The organism is Streptomyces sp. R302 (genome assembly GCF_012927245.1).
GTDB lineage: Bacteria > Actinomycetota > Actinomycetes > Streptomycetales > Streptomycetaceae > Streptomyces.
Genome location: NZ_JABBGE010000002.1, coordinates 65,801 through 88,433, shown reverse-complemented (window position 1 = coordinate 88,433; position 22,633 = coordinate 65,801). Strand labels below are relative to the sequence as shown.

General features: G+C 72.0%; 19 protein-coding genes and 5 tRNA genes. 14 read left to right on the top strand and 10 right to left on the bottom strand.

The genetic code is table 11. The annotated features are described in order from the left end of the window. Positions 1 to 4 precede the first annotated feature (4 nt). Complete coding sequence (locus tag HHL19_RS06380) at positions 5 to 1,354, top strand: hypothetical protein (RefSeq protein WP_169086506.1); 1,350 nt, start codon at positions 5 to 7, stop codon at positions 1,352 to 1,354. Between the two features lie 30 nt (positions 1,355 to 1,384). Here HHL19_RS06380 and dnaN read toward each other — a convergent pair whose 3' ends face one another. Beyond that, positions 1,385 to 2,488: a DNA polymerase III subunit beta gene (gene dnaN / locus HHL19_RS06375; RefSeq protein ID WP_169086504.1), complete on the bottom strand. Its 1,104-nt coding sequence runs from the start codon at positions 2,486 to 2,488 to the stop codon at positions 1,385 to 1,387. Between the two features lie 134 nt (positions 2,489 to 2,622). Between dnaN and HHL19_RS06370 the strand changes: the two genes are divergently transcribed. Beyond that, positions 2,623 to 3,774, top strand: coding sequence for a serine hydrolase domain-containing protein (locus HHL19_RS06370; RefSeq protein WP_169086502.1), 1,152 nt, complete (start codon positions 2,623 to 2,625; stop codon positions 3,772 to 3,774). Positions 3,775 to 3,869: 95 nt separating this feature from the next. Here the strand turns inward: HHL19_RS06370 and HHL19_RS06365 are convergent, their stop codons facing one another. Further along, a complete protein-coding gene (locus tag HHL19_RS06365) occupies positions 3,870 to 4,481 on the bottom strand; it encodes a YceI family protein (protein WP_169086500.1) in 612 nt (203 codons plus the stop codon). A 227-nt stretch (positions 4,482 to 4,708) separates the two neighbouring features. Here HHL19_RS06365 and HHL19_RS06360 point away from each other — a divergent pair, with 227 nt between their 5' ends. From HHL19_RS06360 to HHL19_RS06350, 3 genes are all read left to right on the top strand, one after another. Beyond that, positions 4,709 to 5,218, top strand: a complete 510-nt coding sequence (locus HHL19_RS06360) for a hypothetical protein (RefSeq protein ID WP_169086498.1) — start codon at positions 4,709 to 4,711, stop codon at positions 5,216 to 5,218. Between the two features lie 205 nt (positions 5,219 to 5,423). Next, entirely contained in the window at positions 5,424 to 7,007 is a 1,584-nt protein-coding gene (locus tag HHL19_RS06355; RefSeq protein WP_169086496.1) for an acyl-CoA carboxylase subunit beta, read from the top strand. 30 nt (positions 7,008 to 7,037) lie between these two features. Beyond that, on the top strand, positions 7,038 to 7,241 hold the full coding sequence (locus HHL19_RS06350) for an acyl-CoA carboxylase subunit epsilon (RefSeq protein ID WP_169086494.1): 204 nt from the start codon (positions 7,038 to 7,040) through the stop codon (positions 7,239 to 7,241). Positions 7,242 to 7,343: 102 nt separating this feature from the next. On the opposite strand, the gene HHL19_RS06345 is transcribed toward HHL19_RS06350, so the two are convergent. The 8 genes from HHL19_RS06345 to HHL19_RS06310 all read right to left on the bottom strand — a co-directional run bounded on the left by HHL19_RS06345 (position 7,344) and on the right by HHL19_RS06310 (position 18,014). Further along, positions 7,344 to 7,925 carry an ATP/GTP-binding protein gene (locus HHL19_RS06345; RefSeq protein WP_015036414.1) on the bottom strand — a complete coding sequence of 194 codons (582 nt, stop codon included), beginning with the start codon at positions 7,923 to 7,925 and terminating at the stop codon, positions 7,344 to 7,346. After that, positions 7,906 to 8,436: a DUF742 domain-containing protein gene (locus HHL19_RS06340; RefSeq protein ID WP_169086492.1), complete on the bottom strand. Its 531-nt coding sequence runs from the start codon at positions 8,434 to 8,436 to the stop codon at positions 7,906 to 7,908. The genes HHL19_RS06345 and HHL19_RS06340 overlap by 20 nt, the downstream gene beginning before the upstream one ends. A gap of 93 nt (positions 8,437 to 8,529) precedes the next feature. Continuing rightward, on the bottom strand, positions 8,530 to 8,943 hold the full coding sequence (locus HHL19_RS06335; protein ID WP_030496939.1) for a roadblock/LC7 domain-containing protein: 414 nt from the start codon (positions 8,941 to 8,943) through the stop codon (positions 8,530 to 8,532). 10 nt (positions 8,944 to 8,953) lie between these two features. Continuing rightward, positions 8,954 to 12,181, bottom strand: a complete 3,228-nt coding sequence (locus HHL19_RS06330; protein ID WP_169086490.1) for a nitrate- and nitrite sensing domain-containing protein — start codon at positions 12,179 to 12,181, stop codon at positions 8,954 to 8,956. Between the two features lie 351 nt (positions 12,182 to 12,532). Then, the gene (locus HHL19_RS06325; RefSeq protein ID WP_169086488.1) at positions 12,533 to 13,114 is read right to left on the bottom strand and encodes an ATP/GTP-binding protein; all 582 of its coding nucleotides are present in this window, start codon (positions 13,112 to 13,114) and stop codon (positions 12,533 to 12,535) included. Next, entirely contained in the window at positions 13,095 to 13,505 is a 411-nt protein-coding gene (locus HHL19_RS06320) for a DUF742 domain-containing protein (RefSeq protein ID WP_031013914.1), read from the bottom strand. Before HHL19_RS06320 ends, HHL19_RS06325 begins: the two co-directional genes overlap by 20 nt. Before the next feature lie 156 nt (positions 13,506 to 13,661). Further along, positions 13,662 to 14,075 (bottom strand): roadblock/LC7 domain-containing protein, encoded by a 414-nt coding sequence (locus tag HHL19_RS06315; protein WP_030496942.1) that lies wholly within the window; start codon positions 14,073 to 14,075, stop codon positions 13,662 to 13,664. A gap of 9 nt (positions 14,076 to 14,084) precedes the next feature. After that, entirely contained in the window at positions 14,085 to 18,014 is a 3,930-nt protein-coding gene (locus tag HHL19_RS06310; RefSeq protein ID WP_169086486.1) for a sensor histidine kinase, read from the bottom strand. A 570-nt stretch (positions 18,015 to 18,584) separates the two neighbouring features. Here HHL19_RS06310 and HHL19_RS06305 point away from each other — a divergent pair. From HHL19_RS06305 to HHL19_RS06265, 9 genes are all read left to right on the top strand, one after another. After that, the gene (locus HHL19_RS06305; protein ID WP_169086484.1) at positions 18,585 to 18,782 is read left to right on the top strand and encodes a hypothetical protein; all 198 of its coding nucleotides are present in this window, start codon (positions 18,585 to 18,587) and stop codon (positions 18,780 to 18,782) included. A gap of 124 nt (positions 18,783 to 18,906) precedes the next feature. After that, complete coding sequence (locus HHL19_RS06300; protein WP_169086482.1) at positions 18,907 to 19,692, top strand: fumarylacetoacetate hydrolase family protein; 786 nt, start codon at positions 18,907 to 18,909, stop codon at positions 19,690 to 19,692. Then, positions 19,685 to 21,166: a glutamate--tRNA ligase gene (gene gltX / locus HHL19_RS06295; RefSeq protein ID WP_169086479.1), complete on the top strand. Its 1,482-nt coding sequence runs from the start codon at positions 19,685 to 19,687 to the stop codon at positions 21,164 to 21,166. The genes HHL19_RS06300 and gltX overlap by 8 nt, the downstream gene beginning before the upstream one ends. Positions 21,167 to 21,289: 123 nt before the next feature. Further along, entirely contained in the window at positions 21,290 to 22,012 is a 723-nt protein-coding gene (locus tag HHL19_RS06290) for an HAD family hydrolase (RefSeq protein WP_169086477.1), read from the top strand. Positions 22,013 to 22,104: 92 nt separating this feature from the next. After that, positions 22,105 to 22,176, top strand: a tRNA-Gln gene (locus tag HHL19_RS06285). A gap of 42 nt (positions 22,177 to 22,218) precedes the next feature. Continuing rightward, positions 22,219 to 22,291, top strand: a tRNA-Glu gene (locus tag HHL19_RS06280). A gap of 61 nt (positions 22,292 to 22,352) precedes the next feature. Continuing rightward, positions 22,353 to 22,425 (top strand) — tRNA-Glu (locus tag HHL19_RS06275). Between the two features lie 22 nt (positions 22,426 to 22,447). Next, positions 22,448 to 22,519 (top strand) — tRNA-Gln (locus tag HHL19_RS06270). A 36-nt stretch (positions 22,520 to 22,555) separates the two neighbouring features. Next, positions 22,556 to 22,628, top strand: a tRNA-Glu gene (locus HHL19_RS06265). The last annotated feature ends 5 nt before the right edge of the window (positions 22,629 to 22,633 follow it).

Sequence of the window (22,633 nt, the reverse complement as noted above, 5' to 3'; positions counted from 1 at the left end):
AACCATGAGGACCAGGGCGATTTCCGTGGGGTCGGCCCTCGCCGGGCTGATCCTCCTGCTGCTCCTGGCCCTGGCCCCCGCGTCGGCGGGTGTCAGGGCCGCGGGCGTCCCGGACGCGGCCGCCGCCCTCAGACAGGGCCCGGTCTACGTCGACCCGGGCGCGGCGGGACAGCTCTCGACGGCCGACGCGGCCGCCCTCGCGGAGAAGATCGAGGACGCGGACAAACCGCTCTTCGTCGCCGTTCTCCCGGAGAGCGCGGAGTACCCGCCGAACGGGCTCATCGAGAACCTCCGCGAGCAGACCGGCCTCGCCGGCGTGTACGCCGTCCGGCTCGGTGACGACTTCGCCGCCAAGGCCGACACCCGCGTCCTGTCGGCCGCCGCCGTGAACAACATGGTCACCGTCGCCGACCGGCCCGGCGCCGACGCCGCCGCCGAACTGAACGCCTTCGCCGACCAGGCCCTGCCCGCGATGCGCGGCTCGGCGCCCGCCGCCTGGCCCGGCGGCGCCGCGGAGGACTCCGGCGTCCCGGTCGCCGGCCTCGTCACCCTGGGCGCGGTCGCCGCCGCCGGCGGCACCGCCGCCTATGCCGTGGTCCGCGGCCGGCGCAAGCGCAAGGAGGCCGAGGAGCGGGCCGCCCTGGACCGGCTCCGGGTCGTCGTCGACGAGGACATCACCGCCTTCGGCGAGGAGCTGGAACGGCTCGACTTCCACCCCGCCGAGGCGGGCGCCGACGAGGCGATGCGCGCCGACTACGAACAGGCCCTGGACTCCTACGACCGGGCGAAGACGCGGATGGGCGCGGTGGAGCACCCGCACGAGGTCCGCGGCGTCACCGAGGTCCTGGAGGACGGGCGCTACTCCCTGGCCGTGCTCGACGCCCGCCGGGCCAAGCGCCCGCTGCCCGAGCGCCGGCCCCCGTGCTTCTTCGACCCGCGCCACGGCCCGTCCACCGAGGACCGCACCTGGACCCCGGCCGGCGGGACCTCCCGCGAGGTCCCGGTCTGCGCCGCCGACGCGGCCCGCCTGGACGACGGCCGGGACCCCCTCGCCCGCACCGTCGAGACCGACGCCGGCCGCCGCCCCTACTGGGAGGCAGGCCCGGCCTACGGCCCCTGGGCGGGCGGCTACTTCGGCGGCGGCCTCCTCCCCGGCCTCCTCATGGGCACCCTGCTCGGCTCCGCCCTCTCCACCCCCGCGTACGCGGCGGAGTACGGCGGCGGCGACTTCGGCGGCGACATCTCCTCCGGGGACTTCGGCGGCAGCGACTTCGGCGGCGGGGACTACGGAGGCGGCGGCGGAGGCTTCGGCGACTTCGGGGGCGGTGGCGACTTCGGCGGTGGCGGCTTCTGAGGGCAGGTTCGGTTCCGCGCCGCCCGGCCGTCAGACCAGCGGCTTCACCGACATCAGCAGATGCCGGTGGCCGCCGTCGGCGCCGTCGGCGAGGAGGGCGCGCTGGCCGGGGCCGAGCAGGAGGAGCCGTACCTCCTCGGCGGTGAAGCGGGTCAGGGCGTCGAGCAGATACCCGGGGTTGAAGGCGACCGTCATCGCCCCGGCGCCGTCGAGGACCGCCGGGAGCGTCTGGGAGGCGATGTCGTCCTCGTACCCCGCGCGCAGCAGGAGCGTCGTCCCCTCGAAGGCGAGCTGGACCGGGCTGTCGCCCTCCGCGACCACCGCGACCCGCTTCACGGCCTCCACCAGGGCGGCCCTGCCGGTGACCGCGACGGCGTGGTCACCGAGGGCGAAGAGCTTGTCGTGGCGGGGGAGCCGGCCGTCGAACAGCCGGGCGGTGGTGCGCCGGCCGGCGTGCTCGAAGCCGATGGAGTGCGCGTCGAGCCCGATCCCGGCCCGTCCCGCGCCCGCGAAGGAGCGGGCGGTCTCGGCGAGGCGGCGGGCCGGGACGACCACGTCGGCGGGGTCCGCGAACGAGGCGTCCGGGTGCCACTCCAGGGTGCGGACCGCGTACCGGTAGCGGTCCGTGGCGGCCAGCGTCATCACGGACCCGTCCAGGGCGAGCCGTATCCCGGTGAGGACCGGCAGCGAGTCGTCCCGGCCGGCCGCCGCCGTGACCTGGCCGACCGCCTCGGCGAAGGCGCCGCCGTCGACCTCGCCGAGGACCGGCGGCAGCTCCGGGGCGGCCGGATAGGAGTCGAGCGGCAGCAGCGAGAGGCCGAAGCGGACGTCGCCCGCGCCGACCGAGAGCCGGGCCTCCTCCACGGCGACCGCGATCCGCCCCGGCGGCAGCACCTTGCAGATGTCGAGCAGCCGCCGGCCGAGCACCAGGGCACGCCCCGCCACCACGGTCTCGGCCTCGACCGCCACGCGCGCGGAGGCCTCGTGGTCGAGTCCGGAGACGCTCAACGTGCCGTCCTCGCCGGCCTCCAGGAGGAGTCCGCCGAGCACGGGCATCGGGGAGCGGGCGGGCAGCACGCGCGCGGCCCACGCGACGGCATCGGTCAACACGGCGCTGTCGATACGGATTTCCATGCGTCCGACGCTAACGACCACCACTGACAACGCCCCTGGGAGCGGCCGAAGGAGCCGTCCGGTCGCGGGGAATGCGACGGCGTCCCCGTTCGTTCCGGGGGTCAGTGCATGATCACGAACGAAGGGGGAGCGCGATGGGCGAGGTCCACGGCACGGTGGAGCCGGGCTTCGAGCCGGTACGGGAGGTGTTCGCCGGGGTCGCGGCGGACGAGGCGCGGGACGGCGGCGCGCAGCTCGCCGTCCACCACCGGGGCCGGCTTGTCGTGGATCTGTGGGGCGGCGACGGCGTCGACGGCGACTCCCTGCTCGCCCTGTACTCCTCCGCCAAGGGCGTCACCTCCGTGGTCGTCGCCCTCCTCGTGCAGGAGGGCGCGCTCGACCTCGACCGGACGGTGGCCTCCTGGTGGCCGGAGTACGCGGCCGAGGGCAAGGGCGGGACCACCCTGCGCGCCCTCCTCGCGCACCGGTCGGGGTCGATCGGGGTCGACGGCGGGTTCACCCTCGCCGAGCTGGCCGACGACCGGGTGGTCGCCGCCCGGCTCGCCGCCCACCGCCCCTCCTGGGAGCCGGACTCCGGCCACGGCTACCACGGCCTCACCTTCGGCGCCCTGGTCGGCGAGGTGGTGCTGCGGGCCACCGGCCGTACGGTCCAGGAGCACTACGAGGAGCGGCTGCGCGCGCCGTACGGCATCGACTACCATCTCGGCCTCCCCGAGGAGCTCGAAGCCCGCTTCGCCCCCGCCCTGCCGCTGGTGCCCACCCCGGTGCAGCGGGCCTTCCTGGCGGCGAACCCGGTCGCCCCCGGCAGCCGCATGGCCGTCGCCTTCGGCCTGGACTCCGAACCCCCGATCGACCTCGTGGAGTACGGCAACTCCCGCGCCGTGCACGCCGCCTCGCCGCTCTCCGGCGGCGGCATCGGCACCGCGCGCGGCCTCTCCCGGCTGTACGCGGCGGTCGCCGGCCCGCTCGACGGCCGGCCCCCGGTGCTGACCGCCGGGACGCTGGCGGAGTTCGCCCGGATCCACTCCGAGGGCACCGACCTGGTCACCGGCCACGAGAACGCCTTCGGGCTCGGCCTGGTCCCGCTCGCCACCGTCTACCCCTCCCTCGGCCCGCTCGCCGTCGGGCACAGCGGCGCCCCCGGCACCCAGTCCTTCGCCGACGCCACGACGGGCCTCGCCTACAGCTACGCCCGCCGCCGCTTCGGCTTCATGGCCGGGCCCGGCGCGCCGGAGAACGCCCGCCTGATCGAGGCCGTCGTCGAGGCGGCCCGCGCGCGGGACTGACCCGGGAGACGCCGAGCGCCCGCCGTCCGCATCGTCGCGGAGGGCGGGCGCGCTCGTGTCGCACGGGTCCCGGGGGAGGGGAGGAGGGAGGAGGGTCAGGCGGCGTTCTTGATCGCGGAGATGTCGAAGTTCAGCTTGACCTTGTCGCTGACCATGACGCCGCCGGTCTCCAGGGCCGCGTTCCAGGTCAGGCCCCACGCGGAGCGGAGGATCTCGGCGGAGCCCTCGAAGCCGACGCGCTCGTTGCCGTACGGGTCGGTGGCGGTGCCGTTGAACTCCAGGTCGATGGAGAGCGGCTTGGTGACGTCCTTGATGGTCAGGTCGCCGGTGATCCGGTACGTGTCGCCGCCCAGGTGGGCCGCCTCGGTGGAGCGGAAGGTCATGAGCGGGAACTGCTCGGCGTCGAAGAAGTCGCCGCCGCGCAGGTGGTTGTCGCGGTCGCCGATGCCGGTGTCGATGGAGGCGATCCTGACGTCGATGGCGGCGCTGGAGGCGGACGGGTCGCTGCCGTTCAGCTTCAGGGAGCCCTCGTGCTCGCCGAAGGAGCCGCGCACGTTGGTCACCATGGCGTGGCGGACGGTGAAGCCGATGCTGCTGTGGGCGGCGTCGATGGTGTAGTCGCCGGTCAGGGCGGCGAGGGCCGGGTCCACGGGGCGGGGGGTGGTGTCGACGGCGGTCGAGGTGTTCTTGCGGCCGAAGATGCCCATGACGTGCTCCTTGGTGGGGGGTTGTTGAACCTTCAACGAGAACGACTGTAACGCCATTCCGTTCAACTTTCAACATCTCTTGCGGGCGTTCCCCCGGACGGCCCAGCGCCGGACCCCGACGCCCTCTGGCGGACGCGCGTAGAGCTGCGGCATCATCCCCGTGCGCGCAGAGCACCACCTGCACAGCCGTCCGCGTTCGTCACGGTCACCAGCAGGAGGCATCCCCCGTGAAGCTCCGCTCCGTCCTCACCGCCCTGGCGCTCGTCCTCGGCGCCCTCTTCGCCCCCGGCTTCGGCGCCCTCACCACCGGCGGCGAGGCCCACGCCGTCACCAAGATCAGCCACGCCACCGCGACCTCGATGTTCCGCAACTCGGGCATCACCTGGTCGTCCTCCGGCGGCTGCTCCGACCGGTACAACCCCACCTGCACCTCGTTCGAGCAGCTCAACCTCGCCACCGCCCAGGGCGCCCAGACCCTCAAGAGCGCCAGCGGCTGCGCCCTCAACATCACCGGCGGCACCGAGACCGGCCACGCGGGCGGCACCTACTCGCACTGGAACGGCTACAAGCTGGACTTCAGCAAGTACACGTGCGTCGGGAACTACATCAAGAACACGTTCACCTACATCGGCCTCCGCGGCGACGGCGCCCCGCAGTGGCGCTCCGGCGCCGGCAACGTCTACGCCGACGAGGGCAACCACTGGGACGTGATCTTCTACAACTGCGGCGGCTGCTGAACCGCGCACCGCCACCGGGCGCGGGCCCCGGCAACCCGGAGGCCCGCGCTCTGCTTTTGTGCACTCCCCACAAGCGGAGGGGCCTCCGGGCTGTGGACTCGCTCCGGTGGCCCCACGGTTCTGTCCGTCCCCGCCAGGAATCGACACGCGAGACTGTACGGAGTCGACGGCGGAGTTTCCTTGGTCGAGTTCGTAGGGTCGGTACATGACCCTTGTCGACGAGATCCCGAGCGAGCCCACCGACGCACGAGGCCGCGTCGCCGAACTGCACGTCCTGCGCGAGCAGGCGCTGGCCGGCCCCGGCGAGCGCGCGACCGCGGCCCAGCACGCCAAGGGCAAGCTGACGGCGCGCGAGCGCATCGAGCTGCTCCTGGACGCGGGGTCCTTCAACGAGGTCGAGCAGCTGCGCCGGCACCGCGCGCAGGGCTTCGGCCTGGAGGCGAAGAAGCCGTACACCGACGGCGTCATCACCGGCTGGGGCACGGTCGAGGGCCGCACGGTCTTCGTCTACGCCCACGACTTCCGCATCTTCGGCGGCGCCCTCGGCGAGGCCCACGCCACGAAGATCCACAAGATCATGGACATGGCCATCGCGGCCGGCGCGCCGCTGGTCTCCCTGAACGACGGCGCCGGCGCCCGCATCCAGGAGGGCGTCTCCGCCCTCGCCGGCTACGGCGGCATCTTCCAGCGCAACACCAAGGCCTCCGGCGTCATCCCGCAGATCTCGGTGATGCTCGGCCCGTGCGCCGGCGGCGCCGCCTACAGCCCCGCCCTCACCGACTTCGTGTTCATGGTCCGCGAGACCTCGCAGATGTTCATCACCGGCCCGGACGTCGTCAAGGCGGTCACCGGCGAGGAGATCAGCCAGAACGGCCTCGGCGGCGCCGACGTCCACGCCGAGACCTCCGGCGTCGCGCACTTCGCGTACGACGACGAGGAGACCTGCATCGCGGAGGTCCGCTACCTCCTGTCGATGCTCCCGCAGAACAACCGCGAGAACCCTCCGACCGTCGCCTCCGAGGACCCGGCCGACCGCCGCTCCGACGTCCTGCTCGACCTGGTGCCCGCCGACGGCAACCGCCCGTACGACATGCACAAGGTCATCGAGGAGCTCGTCGACGACGGCGACTTCCTGGAGATCCACGAGCGCTGGGCCCGCAACATCATCTGCGCGATGGCCCGCCTCGACGGCCAGGTCGTCGGCATCGTCGCCAACCAGCCGCAGTCCCTGGCCGGTGTCCTGGACATCGAGGCCTCGGAGAAGGCCGCCCGCTTCGTGCAGATGTGCGATGCGTTCAACATCCCGATCATCACCCTTCTGGACGTACCCGGCTTCCTGCCCGGCGTCGACCAGGAGCACGGTGGAATCATCCGGCACGGCGCGAAGCTGCTCTACGCCTACTGCAACGCGACCGTGCCCCGGATCTCGCTGATCCTGCGCAAGGCGTACGGCGGCGCGTACATCGTCATGGACTCCCAGTCGATCGGCGCCGACCTGACGTACGCCTGGCCCACCAACGAAATCGCGGTCATGGGCGCCGAGGGCGCCGCCAACGTGATCTTCCGCAAGCAGATCGCCGAGGCCGAGGACCCCGAGGCCATGCGCACCCGCATGGTCAAGGAGTACAAGGCCGAGCTGATGCACCCGTACTACGCGGCGGAGCGCGGCCTGGTCGACGACGTCATCGACCCCTCCGACACCCGCCAGGTGCTCATCCGGTCCCTCGCCATGCTCCGCACCAAGCACGCCGACCTGCCCTCCCGCAAGCACGGCAACCCGCCCCAGTAAGACCGCCCCGGCCACAAGGAGTCCACAGAAGTGACCACGCCTGCCACGGCCAACCTTCTCCGAGTCGAGAAGGGCCACGCCGACCCCGAGGAGCTCGCCGCCATCACCGCGGTCCTGCTCGCCCGCGCCGCCTCGCAGCCCGAGCCGGCCACCGCCGGCCACGGCCGCACCTCCGCCGGCTGGCGCCGCCTGGAGCGCGAGGGCGGCTTCCGCGCCCCGCACAGCTGGCGCTGACGCCCCTGGCGCCGACGCCCCGGACGCACGGCAAAGGGCCCCCGCTCCTTCGAGGAGCGGGGGCCCTTTCGCGTGGCGTTGCGCCGACGACCGTCGGGACGGTTACCGCAGCCGGGCCATGAGGGCGTGCTCGACGAGGGTGATGAGCGCGCTCTTGGCGTCCGCGCGGTGGCGGGCGTCGGTGGTGATGATCGGGGTGTCCGGGCCGATCTGGAGGGCCTCGCGGACTTCCTCGGGCTGGTACGGCTGGTTGCCGTCGAAGCCGTTGAGGGCGATGACGAACGGCAGGCCGCTGTTCTCGAAGTAGTCGACCGCGGGGAAGCAGTCGGCGAGGCGGCGGGTGTCGACGAGCACGACGGCGCCGATGGCGCCGCGGACCAGGTCGTCCCACATGAACCAGAAGCGGTCCTGACCGGGCGTACCGAAGAGGTACAGGATCAGGTCCTGGTCCAGCGTGATGCGGCCGAAGTCCATGGCGACAGTCGTCGTCGTCTTGTCGCCGGTGTGGGTGAGGTCGTCGATGCCCGCGGACGCGGACGTCATGACGGCCTCGGTACGCAGCGGGTTGATCTCCGAGACGGCACCCACGAACGTGGTCTTGCCCACGCCGAAGCCACCCGCCACCACGATCTTCGCGCTGGTGGTTGAACGGGCCGCGCCGCCGCTAGAGCTTGCGAAGTCCACTGAGCACCCTTTCGAGCAGTGTCACGTCTGGCTGACCGCCGGCGGCCTCGTCGCCGCCGGGCTGGTGAATGGCGACAAGTCCGGCCTCGGCCAGGTCGGCGACGAGGATCCGGGCAACGCCGAGGGGAATGGAGAGAAGGGCCGAGATCTCCGCGACCGACTTGATCTCGAAGCACAGCCGGCAGATCCGCTGGTGCTCGGGCAACTGCCCCTGCAGCCTGGCCGGATCGGCGGTGGTGCTGACCAGCGCCTCGATGGCGAGCTGGTAGCGCGGACGGGTCCGGCCGCCCGTCATCGCGTACGGCCGCACGAGCGGGTTGTGCCCGCCGGCGGAAGAGGAGCCCGCCGCACGCGGGGGTACCGGCTGCGCCTGCGGCTGCCCGTAGGACTGGGGGACACCCTGTCTGCTGGGTGCGGAAGGGAAGTTGTACCGGTTCTGCGCGGTGTCGCCGGGCGGCGCCTGATGCGCGTCGAAACCGTTATAGGGGTTCGCCCCCGGGGGTGTTCCCACGTCTCCTCCTCCGACTGCTTCGCGGTCCATGTCCCTTGGAGCCGCGTCACCGCACCCTAACGGTGCGGTGACGTGAAACGCACTGTCTGTCTGTTAGTTGAGAAGACTTCCCTGGAGCTCCGCCCGCAGGTCCGGGGTGAGGACGGAGCCCGCCCGGTCCACGAGGAGGGCCATCTCGTAGCCCACGAGACCGATGTCCGACTCGGGGTGGGCGAGGACGGCCAGCGAGGAACCGTCCGAGACCGACATGATGAAGAGGAAGCCGCGCTCCATCTCCACCACGGTCTGGTTGACCGCGCCGCCCTCGAAGATCCGGGACGCGCCCGCCGTCAGCGAGGTCAGCCCGGAGGCCACCGCCGCCAGCTGGTCGGCCCGGTCCCGGGGGAACCCCTCGGACATGGCCAGCAGGAGTCCGTCGGCGGAGACCACCACCGTGTGGGACACCCCGGGGGTGTTGTCCACGAAGTTGGTGATCAACCAGTTCAGATTCTGCGCCGCCTGGCTCATCGCGCTCACACTAACGCTCCTGGTCGTAGGTACTGCCCGGGCCGAAGCCCGATCCGTTCGTGTCCGATCCCGCGGTGCGGCCCTGCTGGACCCCGCGGCGCAGGTTGCTCAACCTGCCCCGCACGTCCTCGGGTGCCCGGGAGACCTGGGGGCCGCCCTGCGGCGTCTGCTCCGCCGTGCCCTCGACCAGGTTGGCCTTGGGGACGCGCCGGGGGAGGCCGGAGGAGGTGACCCCGCCCGCCTTCGGCTCGCGGAGCTTCTTGGCCTGCTCCCAGCGCTCGTCATTGGCCGAGCGCCATTCGTCGGAGGCATTGTTCTGGTTCTGCTCGTCCTGCCCCACCGGCCGCTCGGGCTCGGCCGGCGGCACGGGCCGCTGCGCCTGGGACGCCTGCGGGGCGACGCCGCCGCGGCGCGGCAGACCGGCGTCGGTCAGTCCGTGGCCGGTGTCCGGAGCGGGACTGGGAGCCGGGGCCGGACGGTCGAAGCCTACGCGCTCGGCGCCCTGTTCGGGAGCGCGCTGCGAAGATTCCGATTCCGGACGGTAACCCTGGTCGAAAGCGCCCTGGTAGGAGCTCTGCTCCGACCACTCGCCCTGGTGGGACTGGGGTTCGAACGCCTGCTCGTAGCCGCCCTGGGCCGGCTCCTGGGAGCCGTACGCCGCTTCCGCATACGTCTGCTGCGGGTACGCCTCGGCCTGCGGGGCGTACTCCTCGTACCCCTGCTGCGGGGCATAGCCGTAGCCGTCCTGCGGCTGCTGCTGGTACTCCTGCTGCTCCTGGCCGTACTCGGGGGCGTACCCCTGGCCCTGCTCGTAGCCCTGGGCGTACTCCTGGCCGTAGCCCTGCTCCTGGCCGTACTCGGAGCCGTACGCCTGGCCCTGCTCGGGCTCCTCGTACGGCGCGGAGTCGGCGCCGTGCACCTGGGCCTCCAGGGCCGCGCGGCGCTCCTCGCGCATCAGCGAGCGGTTGACCGGGTCCAGCTGCTGGCCCTCGCCCTGCTGCTCGTAGCGCGAGTCGTCGAAGCCGAGCTCGGCCGCGGTGCGCATCGGAGCCGCCTGGGGCTCGAAGCCGCCCTGCTGCTGGTGCGGGATGATCTGGGAGACCGTGAAGTCGTCCTGGACCGGCTGCTCGCCACCGCCACCGTGGGTGATCGCGTCCGGCAGCATGACCAGCGAGGTGGTGCCGGCCTGCTCGCCCGAGGGGCGGAGCTGGACGCGGATGCCGTGCCGGTCGGAGAGCCGGCCGACCACGAAGAGGCCCATGCGCTGGGAGACGGCGGCGTCCACGGTGGGCGGGTTCGCCAGCTTGTGGTTGATGTCCGCGAAGTCCTCGGCGGTGAGGCCGATGCCCTTGTCGTGGATCTCGACCATCACGCGGCCGTCGGGGAGACGGGTCGCGGTCACACGGACCTTGGTCTGCGGGGAGGAGAACGTGGTGGCGTTCTCCAGGAGCTCGGCGAGCAGGTGCACGAGGTCGGTCACGGCCTGGCCGTGGATCTCGGCCTCCGGCACGCCGGCGATCTCGATGCGCTCGTACTGCTCCACCTCGGAGGAGGCGGCGCGGAGCACGTCGACGAGGGGGACCGGCTGGTCCCAGCGGCGGCCCGGCTCCTCGCCGGCGAGGACCAGGAGGTTCTCGCCGTTGCGGCGCATACGGGTCGCGAGGTGGTCCAGCTTGAAGAGGTTCTCCAGCTGGTCCGGGTCGGCCTCGTTGTTCTCCAGGTCGGTGATGAGGGTCAGCTGGCCCTCGATCAGCGACTGGTTGCGGCGCGACAGGTTGGTGAAGATCGCGTTGACGTTGCCGCGGAGCATGGCCTGCTCGGCGGCGAGCCGCACGGCCTCGCGGTGGACCTGGTCGAAGGCGCGGGCGACCTCGCCGATCTCGTCCTGGGAGTCGATCGGGATGGGCTGCACCCGGGTGTCGACCCGGCCGGGCTCGGTACGGGAGAGCTGGTCGACGAGCATCGGCAGGCGCTGCTCGGCGATGCCGAAGGCGGCCGTGCGCAGCTCGCGCATCGAGCGGCTCATCTGGCGGGCCATCATCCCGGCGAGGATGAAGGCGGCGAGCAGGGCGACGACGACGCTGGCGCCCATGACCCAGGCGTCGGTCTTGGCCTCGTCGGAGATCGCGGTGGCCTCGGCCACGGCCTTGTCGACGAGGGTCTTCTCGACCTCGCTGTAGCCGTCGAACTTGGCGGTGGCGATCGCCATCCAGGTCTCGGCGTTGATCTTCTTGGCCGCCAGGGCCTTGATCGCGTCCGCGTCCTCGGCGGAGCCGATCGCGGTGGCGACGCCGGAGTAGACCGAGCCGTCCTTGCCCTTGGGCAGGGTGATGTCGGCGGCCTGCATCCTCCGCTCGCCCTCGGCGGCCTTGCCCGCCATGACCTTCTTCAGGCGCTCGACGTCCTCGGCCGTGCCACCGGAGTTGTACTCGCCGAGGGCGATCTGCTCCAGGTAGTTGTACGAGTTGAAGGCGACCGACTGCTGGGCGAAGACGGCGTCCTTGGCGCTGGGCCGGACGAGCAGCTGGGTGCCGATGGAGCGCTGGAGCGAGCCGGCGGCCTTGGCCAGCTGGATCGCGTAGACGGTCCGGCCGTAGCTGGTGATGTTGCCGGTGCCCAGGCCGAGCTCGTTGGAGAACTCCATGAGGTAGTGCTGCACGCCGGTGTAGCCGAGCTGGGTGTTCACCGGGTCGAGCGCGGCCGTGTAGGCGGCCTTGCGGAGGGCCGCGAGCTTGGGCTCCTCGTTCTTGAACGCCTGCAGGCGGCGCTCCAGGCCCTGGCCCGAGGGCATGTTCTCGACGGCCTTGTCGAAGTCGGCGCGGGCCGCGTCGGTGGCCGCGTGCGCCCGGGTGATCTCGTCCGAGGCCCGGTCCTTGCCGGAGAGCAGCGGGACGGCCGTCAGGTCGCGCTCGTTGAGGAGGGCGTTGGAGTACTGCGAGGCGGCGCGCACGATGAGCGCCGTCTTCTCGGCGTCCTGCGCCTCCTGCCAGGTGTCGATCGATCCCTTGACCTGGAAGCCGCCCATGACGAGGCCGACGAGCACGGGTATGAGGAGGATGGCGTTCAGCCGGGTGGGCACCCGCCAGTTGCGCGGGGACAGCTTGCTGGAGCTGCCCTCGGGGGCGGGCGCGGGCGCGGGAGTCACCGGTACGTCCGCGGGCGACAGCGCGCTGCGCGACGGCGGGGTGAAGTTGCCCCGCGCCTCCTGCTCCGCGGAGCCATCCATGCTTCGCCTCACTCGACCAACAACCTCTCCGCGTCGGCACCTACGTCGTGCCGGTGTTTCATTCAGGGCCGTACTACTCGGGAGTTCATGAATTGCAGCACGTGAAGGGGGTCCCTTCCAAACAGTGGGACGGGACGGCTTCCCGTGGTGCATGCCTCAGATAAAACGGGCATAAAGAACGAGCCCCGCCAAAAGGCGGGGCTCATGTGAGCACAGCGACACTGATCGGATGCGTCGGGTGTCCGAGGCGCCCGAATTCTCTGTCGAAATGTTATGAAGCCCGGGGCGGGTCGTGTCGAAGGCCACAGATCGACTCCGGCCGCCCCCGAGCGGCGGCATATGACAACTGCCCCGACGGAAAACCTACTTGAGCCGGGCCATGAGGGCGTGCTCGACGAGGGTGATGAGCGCGCTCTTGGCGTCCGCGCGGTGGCGGGCGTCGGTGGTGATGATCGGGGTGTCGGGACCGATCTGCAGCGCCTCGCGGACCTCGTCCGGCGTGTACGGCTGGGCGCCGTCGAAGCCGTTGAGGGCGATGACGAACGGCAGGCCGCTGTTCTCGAAGTAGTCGACCGCCGGGAAGCAGTCGGACAGACGGCGGGTGTCGACGAGGACGACGGCGCCGATGGCACCGCGCACCAGGTCGTCCCACATGAACCAGAAGCGGTCCTGACCGGGGGTGCCGAACAGGTACAGGATCAGGTCCTGGTCCAGCGTGATGCGGCCGAAGTCCATCGCCACCGTGGTGGTGGTCTTCCCGCCGGTGTGCGTGAGGTCGTCGATCCCGGCGGAGGCCGCGGTCATCACGGCCTCGGTGCGCAGCGGGTTGATCTCCGAGACGGCGCCCACGAACGTGGTCTTGCCCACGCCGAAGCCACCGGCCACCACGATCTTCGCGCTGGTGGTCGATCTGGCCGCGCCGCCGTTAGAGCTTGCGAAGTCCACTGAGCACCCTTTCGAGCAGTGTCACGTCCGGCGTGCCGCCGGCTTCTCCGTTGCCCGGCTGGTGGATCGCCACCATGCCCGCCTCGGCCAGGTCGGCCACGAGGATCCGGGCGACGCCGAGCGGCATCGACAGCAGGGCGGACACCTCGGCCACCGACTTGACCTCACGGCACAGGTGGCAGATGCGCTGGTGCTCGGGCAGGAGCGTGGCGAGGTGCGCCGGGTCGGCGGTGGTGCTGACCAGCGCCTCGATGGCGAGCTGGTAGCGCGGCCGGGTCCGGCCGCCGGTCATCGCGTACGGACGGACCAGCGGCTGGTCGCCCTCGTGACCGTACGGGTCGTCCAGCGACGAGCCACCGTACGGATCGTGAGAGGCGGGGGGCGGGGTCATGAATCCTCCGGGCGTGACAGCAAGACCTCTGCCGTCTGATGGGGCCGGTGGGGGGCCGGATGGGGCGGCCGGACGATTGAACGGTGCCGGGTGCGGTACGCGTGGGGTCGTACCGCCCCGGCGGGAAGGCGGGGTGCCGCGGACGGGTGGGGACCGCTAGTGCAGCAGGCTGCCCTGGAGCTCCGCGCGGAGATCCGGGGTGAGGACGCTGCCGGCCCGGTCGACCAGCAGCGCCATCTCGTAGCCCACGAGGCCGATGTCGCACTCCGGGTGTGCGAGCACGGCCAGCGAGGAACCGTCCGAGACCGACATGAGGAAGAGGAAGCCGCGCTCCATCTCCACCACGGTCTGTGCCACGGGACCGCCCTCGAAGATCCGGGAGGCGCCCGCGGTCAGCGAGGTGAGCCCGGACGCGACCGCCGCCAGCTGGTCGGCACGATCGCGGGGGAATCCTTCGGACATGGCCAGCAGAAGGCCGTCGGCGGAGACCACCACCGTGTGGGACACCCCGGGGGTGTTGTCCACGAAGTTGGTGATCAACCAGTTCAGGTTCTGCGCCGCCTGGCTCATCGCGCTCAACTATCGCTCCTGCTGGTGGTTCGGACCGAGGTGGAAGCTACCCGTGGTCGAGTTGCCCGCCTGTCGGCCCTGCTGGATACCGCGGCGCAGATTGGTGAGTCGGCCGCGGACGTCGTCGGGTGCACGCGAGACCTGGGGGCCGGCCGTGTGGGCCTGCTCCTGTGCGGTCCCGGGTACGAGGTTGGCCTTCGGCACACGGCGCGGAAGACCGGAGGTGGTGACCCCGCCGGCGGAGGGCTTGCGCGCCCGCTCGGCCTGGCGCACCAGGTCGTCGTTGGGCGAGGGCCGCCAGTTGGCCGGCCGTCCGCCGTCGGGAGCCTGGCCGGGGGCCGGGCGCTGCGCCGCCGGGGCGGGCTGCGGGACGACCGGGGTCTGCATGGTCCGGTCGAACTCGGGCGCCTGCGGCTGCGGCTGCTGCTGCTGCTGCGGCCGGCCCTGCGGGGCGGCCGGGGCCTGCTGCTGCCCCTGCTCCTGCTGGAACCAGTTGGTCTCCAGCGTGTCGTAGAGCGGGGTGCGTCCGTCGCCCGCGGCCGGCGCCGGCGGCAGGGCCTCCGGACGACGCGGCCGGCCGAGCTGCGGCTGACCGGGCTGCTGCTGACGCGGCTGGGCGGCCTGCGGGGCGGCCTGCTGCTGACCGGGCTGGTGCTGACCGGGCTGCGGCTGACCGGGCTGGGCGAAGCCCTGCTGCGGGAGGCCGGGCTGGGGGGCCTGCCGGTTCTGCGGGACCTGCGGGGCCAGGGGCGCCTGCGGTACGAAGGGCTGGCTGCCGTACGGCGGCTGGGCCTGGTACTGCGGTGCCTGGGGGGCCTGGGGGGCCTGGGGTGCCTGCGGGGCCTCGAAGTCCGGCCGAGGGAAGGCCGCGGTGGACGCCGGGTCCTGGTACTGCGGGACCTGCGGGGCCATCGGCGCCTGCGGAGCCACGGGCGCCTGCGGGGCGTTGAAGTCCGGCCGCGGGAACTGGCCCGTCGAACCCGGGCCCTGCGGGGCGCCGGGCGCGGCGAACGAGCCCGTGGTCTCCAGGTCCTCGTGGCCGCGCGGAGCGTCGAGCGGCGTCATGTCCTGCTGCGGGCGGCGCACCGGCTGCTGGGCCGGGTCGCTGCCCCAGCTCGCGGCCTGCGGGCGCTGCGGCTGCGGGTTGCCGCCGGGAAGCTCGGCGCGCGGGAAGCCGTTCGGGGCACCCAGCGGGTCCTGCTGCTCCGGGGCCTGAGGGGACTGAGGCGCCTGCGGGGTGCGCGGGCTGCCGCCCCACACGTCCGTGCGGGACGGGATGGCGCTGGCCGCGCCGCCGATGAGACCCGCGCCCGGGCCGGGCTGCGGAGGCTGGGGGAGCTGCGGCAGCTGACCGGTCTGCTCCAGCTGCGCGTCGGCCGGCTGGGGCTGCTGCGGGGCCGGGGCCTGCGGCGCGCCGTCCCGGGCGGGCAGCGCGGTGCGCGCTCCGCCGGCGGGGCCGACCTGGGGACGCGAGGCACCGGGGCCCGCGCCGAGCCGGCCGGCCGGGGCCGGGGAGCCGCCGAGACCCGGACGTCCGGCGCCGGGGCCACCGGCGGCCGGTCCGCCGAGCGCGCCGGGACCGCCGGCCGAGCCGGGGCCGCCGCCCGCGCCGGGGCCGCCGGGGAGCCGGCCGCCGGGGGCGTTGCCGCCCTGCGGGGCCGCGCCCTGGGAGCCGGGGCCCGACTTGGGGGCCGGCTTGCGGCCGCCCTGGGCGACGTCGACCGGGAGCATGACGAGCGCGGTGGTGCCGCCCGAGTCGGAGGGGCGCAGCTGGATGCGGATGCCGTGTCGCAGGGACAGGCGGCCGACCACGAAGAGGCCCATGCGGCGGGAGACGGAGACGTCCACGGTGGGCGGCGAGGCGAGCCGCTCGTTGATCGCCGCGAGGTCCTCGGGGGAGAGGCCGATGCCGGTGTCGTGGATCTCGACGAGCACGCGGCCGTCGGGCAGCGCGTGACCGGTGACCCGGACCTTGGTCTGCGGGGAGGAGAACGAGGTGGCGTTCTCCAGCAGCTCGGCGAGGAGGTGCACGAGGTCGTTGACGACCCGGCCGGCGACGTCCGTCGCCGGGACCGCGGCCAGTTCGATGCGCTCGTACTGCTCCACCTCGGAGGCGGCGGCACGCAGGACGTCGACCAGCGGGACCGGGCGGGTCCAGCGGCGGCCCGGCTCCTCGCCGGCGAGGACGAGGAGGTTCTCGCCGTTCCGGCGCATACGGGTCGCGAGGTGGTCGAGCTTGAACAGCGAGGAGAGCTGGTCCGGGTCGGCCTCGCGGGACTCCAGCTCGGAGATGAGCGAGAGCTGGCGCTGGATGAGGCCCTGCGAACGGCGCGAGAGGTTGGTGAACATCGCGTTGACGTTGCCCCGGAGGAGGGCCTGCTCGGCGGCGAGGCGGACGGCCTCGCGGTGCACGTCGTCGAAGGCCGCGGCCACCTGGCCGATCTCGTCCCGGGAGTGCACACCGACGGACTCGACGGAGGTGTCGACGTCCTGCGGGTCGGACTCGGAGAGCTGCTTGACGAGCTCGGGCAGGCGTTCCTGGGCGACCTTGGTGGCGGTGTCCTGGAGCCTGCGCAGCGAGCGGATCATGGACCGGGCGACGACGAAGGCGCCGATGAGGGAGACGCCGAGGACGAGCAGGATCAGCGCACCGTTGATGATGGCCTCGCGCTGCGACTCCTGGCGCAGCTCACGGGCCATCGTGTCCATGTCGCCGAGGAGCTGCTCCTCGATGCGGGCCATGGCCGCGATCTTCGTCTCGTACTCGTCGGTGAAGTTGAGGTAACCGCGGCGCACGCCGCCCGGCATGGCGCCGTCGGAGGCCAGCACGCGCTCGGCGTACTTCTCGGCGTCCAGGATCGTCGGGTTGCCGGTGTGCAGCGAGTCGGTGAGGGAGGTGGCGTCGCCGCCGGTCCCCTCGTAGATCGCCGTGAACGACTTGAAGGCGTTGTTCTCACTCTTGAGCGCGGCCTCGCCGTAGAGGCGGTCACCGGGCTGGATCCGGCCGGCGGTCTTGTCGCTGGCCGGCAGGGCGCCCGCGATGATCGCCTGCTGGATGGAGGCGTACTCCTTGGCGGACGAGAACGCGGCGAGCGCGCGGGTCCGCTTGATCATCTCGGGGCTGCTGGTCGCCTGCGCCATGTCCTGCGAGAGGCTGAGCAGCGAGCGGATGAGGCGGCTGTACGCCTCGACCGTCACGGACTGCTGGACGCCCTTCTGGTAGGCGTTCGTCCGGATGTTGTGGAGGTCGATGACCTGCGCGGCGATGGTGCCGACGTTGGAGCGGATGCTCTGCAGCGCCTCGTCGTCCTCGCTGTTCGGGATGGCCCGGGTGGCGTCGAGGAAGGCGTCGTAGGCGCGGTCCGTGCGGCGGCGCGGGTTGGCGACCTGGTAGTCGCTGACCGGACGGCCGTTGGCGAGCGGGCCCGCGGAGAGGTCGCGCTCGGCCTGGAGTGCCTGCGCGAGGTCGGTCGCCTCACGGGTGAGCTTGGTGAGCAGCTGCATGTGGTCGAGCTGCTGCATGTCCTGGAGCGACTCGTTGATGCGGATGCCGCCGAGGCTGGTGGCCGCGACCACGGGGAGGGTCAGCAGGGCCACCAGGCGGGTGGAGATGCGCCAGTTCCGCAGGGCTATTCGGGGGCCGACCGCGTTCTCGGGCGTCGCGGGCGTGGTGCCCTTGTCGCCGCGCGCGGCGGCCGCGCCGGACTGTTCGCCGGACTCGCCGTCCGGCCGCGACCCCTTGCCCTTGCCCTTGCCCTTGGCCTGCGGCTTGGCCGGGGGCTTGCCCTGGCCGCCCGCGCCGGGCGCCTGCTGGGTGGGGTGCGGGGCCGCGGGGCCGCGGTCGGCCCCGGCGCGCGGTTCCTGCTCCGACGGAGCCTCCGCGCGGCCCTTGCGGGCCTGGGCAGAGCCCGTGCCATCCCTCTTGAAACGTCCCTGCACTAGCGTCGCAACCTCTGGACCAGGCGTCCTTCCGGGTGGAACCGGAGTGGACGGTGTCGGCGTCGTCGGGACGCATCGGTGCGCCCCGGGTGGTCGTCGGTGACCGGCGCAGATCCCCCTTCTCCGCCACTCGGCCGGCGCTGCGTTGCGCCCCTGCGTGCCGGCCTCGAACCCGCGGCGGTGCGTGGAATTCCAGCACAGTGCCGGAACTCCAACAAGGGCTGCGGTCTGTACCGCAGGGGGGATGACCAACCGTACGCGCCAGATCACGGGGTGTAGAAGATGATCACGGAGGATTCGGACTTTTCCGCACCAAAGATCCGGCATCCCCGTGTGTCCCAGTCGCGATGATCAGGAGCGGAATGACTGGTTCAGTGGCGTAATGTCCCTTTCCGTGACCTGACATGCGCGTCCGTAATGCCCGGAAAATCCACCCAGTGGTGAGCAAACTCACACCGGAATCGATGTCTTGGCCATGTATTCGAAGGGAACGCCTTGATTTAGCCTGACGCTTTACACCATTCTCGCGCCCGCACGGGCGCCCGTCCCAGGACAAGGTCTGCCAGCGCGATGACTGCACCCACGCCCGCCACCACGGCCAACCCGCGCCGTTCCACCCTCGCCCACCTCGCGGACGCCGCCGCCCTCGGCCGCGGCGCCACCCCCGAGTACGCGACGGAGCTCCCCGGCTCGACGGCCAACCCGCGCCGCACGGTCCTGATGCAGGCCCCCGCGCCGTACGTCCCGGCCTACCTCGCCGAGGCCTGAGCCGAGGCCCGATCGGGCACTCCACCCGCCCGCCACCGGCGAGAACCGCCGGGCGGCCGCCCCGCGCCGCGTTAGCCTGGAGCGTCAGACTCCAGCCAGTACCAAGTGAGGGGCGACAGCACTCGTGCGCATCGCCAGATTCTCCATCGACGGCAATGTCGCCTTCGGCGCGGTCGAGGGCGAGGGGACCGTCGAGTCCGGCGGCCTCGTCCTCGACATCATCAAGGGCATCCCGTACACCGACTTCGAGCTCAGCGGCACCAAGGTCCCGCTGAGCAAGGTACGGCTCCTGCCGCCGGTGCTCCCCAACAAGGTCGTGGCCGTCAGCCGCAACTACGCGGAGCACGCCAAGGAGCTCGGCAACGAGGTCCCCGAGGCCCCGGTCGTCTTCTTCAAGCCGACCACCTCGGTCATCGGCCCCGGCGACGCCATCGAGTTCCCCTCCTTCTCCAGCGAGCTGCACCACGAGGCCGAACTGGCCGTGGTGATCGGCCGCATGTGCCGCGAGGTGCCCCGGGAGCGCGTCAAGGACGTGATCTTCGGCTACACCTGCGCCAACGACGTGACCGCCCGCGACGTCCAGAAGCGCGAGGCCCAGTGGGCCCGCGCCAAGGGCTTCGACACGAGTTGCCCGCTGGGCCCCTGGGTGGAGACCGACCTCGACCCGAGCGACCTGACCGTCCAGGCCACGGTCAACGGCGAACAACGCCAGCTCGGTCGGACGAGCGACATGATCCGCTCCATCGAGGACCTGGTCGTCCACATCACCGAGGCCATGACGCTGCTCCCGGGCGACGTCATCCTCACCGGCACCCCCGCCGGGGTCGGCCCCCTCACCGTCGGCGACGAGGTCGCCGTCACCATCGAAGGCATCGGCACTCTCACCAACAGGGTGATCAAGCGTGGCTAACGCGATCCGCGTCCGTTTCTGTCCGTCCCCGACCGGCAACCCCCATGTGGGCCTGGTCCGCACCGCCCTCTTCAATTGGGCCTTCGCCCGGCACAACCAGGGCAGCGGTGCCCAGTTCGTATTCCGCATCGAGGACACCGACGCGGCCCGCGACTCCGAGGAGTCGTACGAGCAGCTGCTCGACTCCCTCAAGTGGCTCGGCCTCGACTGGGACGAGGGCCCGGAGATCGGCGGCCCGCACGCCCCGTACCGCCAGTCGCAGCGGATGGACATCTACAAGGACGTCGCGGAGAAGCTGCTCGCCGGCGGGTACGCGTACCCCTGCTACTGCACCACCGAGGAGCTCGACGAGCGCCGCGAGGCCGCCCGCGCCGCCGGCCGCCCGTCCGGCTACGACGGCCACTGCCGCGACCTCACCCTGGAGCAGAAGTCCGCGTACGAGGCCGAGGGCCGCGCGTCGATCGTCCGCTTCCGGATGCCCGACGAGCCGATCACCTTCACCGACCTGGTCCGCGGCGAGCTCACCTTCACCCCGGAGAACGTGCCGGACTACGGCATCCTCCGGGCCAACGGCGCCCCGCTCTACACCCTCGTCAACCCGGTCGACGACGCCCTGATGGAGATCACCCACGTCCTGCGCGGCGAGGACCTGCTCTCCTCCACCCCCCGCCAGATCGCCCTCTACAAGGCGCTGATCGAGCTGGGCGTCGCCAAGGAGATCCCCGCCTTCGGCCACCTGCCGTACGTCATGGGCGAGGGCAACAAGAAGCTCTCCAAGCGCGACCCCCAGGCGAGCCTCAACCTCTACCGGGAGCGCGGCTTCCTCCCCGAGGGCCTCCTGAACTACCTGTCCCTGCTCGGCTGGTCCTTCTCCGCCGACCAGGACATCTTCACCATCCCCGAGATGGTGGCGAAGTTCGACATCGCGGACGTCAACGCCAACCCGGCCCGCTTCGACCTCAAGAAGGCCGAGTCCATCAACGCGGACCACATCCGCATGCTGGACGTGAAGGCCTTCGCCGAGGCCTGCGAGCCCTGGCTGCGCGCCCCGCACGCCCCCTGGGCGCCCGAGGACTTCGACCGCGCGGCCTGGGAGCGGATCGCCCCGCACGCCCAGACCCGCCTGACCGTCCTCTCCGAGATCACGGCCAACGTCGACTTCCTCTTCCTGCCCGAGCCGGTCTTCGACCAGCCCTCCTGGGACAAGGCGATGAAGGGCGAGCCCGCGGCCCTCCTCACCACCGCCCGCGAGAAGCTGGAGTCGGCCGACTGGAACGACCCCGAGTCGCTCAAGAGCGCCGTCCTCGCCGCCGGCGAGGCCCACGGCCTCAAGCTCGGCAAGGCCCAGGCCCCGGTCCGCGTCGCCGTCACCGGCCGCACCGTCGGCCTCCCCCTCTTCGAGTCCCTGGAGATCCTGGGCAAGGAGAAGACCCTGACCCGCATCGACGCGGCCCTGGCGAAGCTCGCCGCGTAACCGCGCCACCCGTACGACCACGGGGGCGGCACCCGGAACACCCTCCGGGCGCCGCCCCCGTCGGCGTACCAAGATCCAGAGATCCCCTCCCGGCCCGGCCCTCCGGGGCGTACGGTCGGTTCCATGACCATCCGGGCCGTCCTCTGGGACGTGGACGACACGATCTTCGACTACGCGGGTGCCGACCGCGCCGGCATGCGTGCCCACCTGGCCGCCGAGGGGCTGAGCGGCCTGCACGGCTCCGTCGAGGACGCCCTGCGGCTCTGGAAGGAGCTCACCGAGCTCCACTGGCGGCGGTACGAGGACGGGCTCGGCGACTGGCGGCAGCAGCGCCGCTGGCGGGTCCGCGACTTCCTGGACCGGCAGGAGCTGGCCGACGCCGAGACCGACGCCTGGTTCGACCGGTACGTGGCCCACTACGAGGCCGCCTGGGAGCTCTTCCCCGACGCCCTGCCCGTCCTCGACCTGCTCGCCGCCGAGTACCGGCAGGCCGTCCTGTCGAACTCCAGCCTCCACGCCCAGGAGCCCAAGCTGCGCGCCCTCGGCGTCCGCGACCACTTCGAGGCCGTCCTGTGCGCCGCCGAGCTGGGCGCCGCCAAGCCGTCCGCCGAGGCCTTCCACGCCGCCTGCGCGGCGCTCGGCCTCGCCCCGCACGAGGTGGCGTACGTGGGGGACCGCCCCGACATCGACGCGCTCGGCGCCGAGGAGGCGGGGCTCCACGGCATCTGGCTGGACCGCGCCGACACCGGCGGACAGCCCGGCCTGCGGCGGATCACCGACCTCCACCAGCTCCCTCCGCTGCTCCGCGGGGATACCCGTTTTGGAGCACCGTCCACCTTCGGGTAATGTTCTTCCTGCGCCGAGGGGAGCAAGCCGAAAGGCAAGAACCCGGAAAGCGCAAGCCGAGCAAGATCCCCCGCACGGGGAAGTTGCCCCGGTGGCCTATGGTGTAATTGGCAGCACGACTGATTCTGGTTCAGTTAGTCTTGGTTCGAGTCCAGGTAGGCCAGCTCGCAGAGCTCATCTGCAAACCAGTGGATTGGCATCCACGAGCCCCCGTTGTGTAGCGGCCTAGCACGCCGCCCTCTCAAGGCGGTAGCGCCGGTTCGAATCCGGTCGGGGGTACAGATCCTTCCCGCGGGGTCACCTGGGTAGCTCCCGGTGACGCCGATGCAGGATCGCTAGGGCCCCCGTTGTGTAGCGGCCTAGCACGCCGCCCTCTCAAGGCGGTAGCGCCGGTTCGAATCCGGTCGGGGGTACGACGCTGGTCTAACCACGTATTGGTCTATGGTGTAATTGGCAGCACGACTGATTCTGGTTCAGTTAGTCTAGGTTCGAGTCCTGGTAGACCAGCTCGGATCTGCGGCGGAAACGCCCGCATGATCCAAAGCCCCCGTTGTGTAGCGGCCTAGCACGCCGCCCTCTCAAGGCGGTAGCGCCGGTTCGAATCCGGTCGGGGGTACGCGA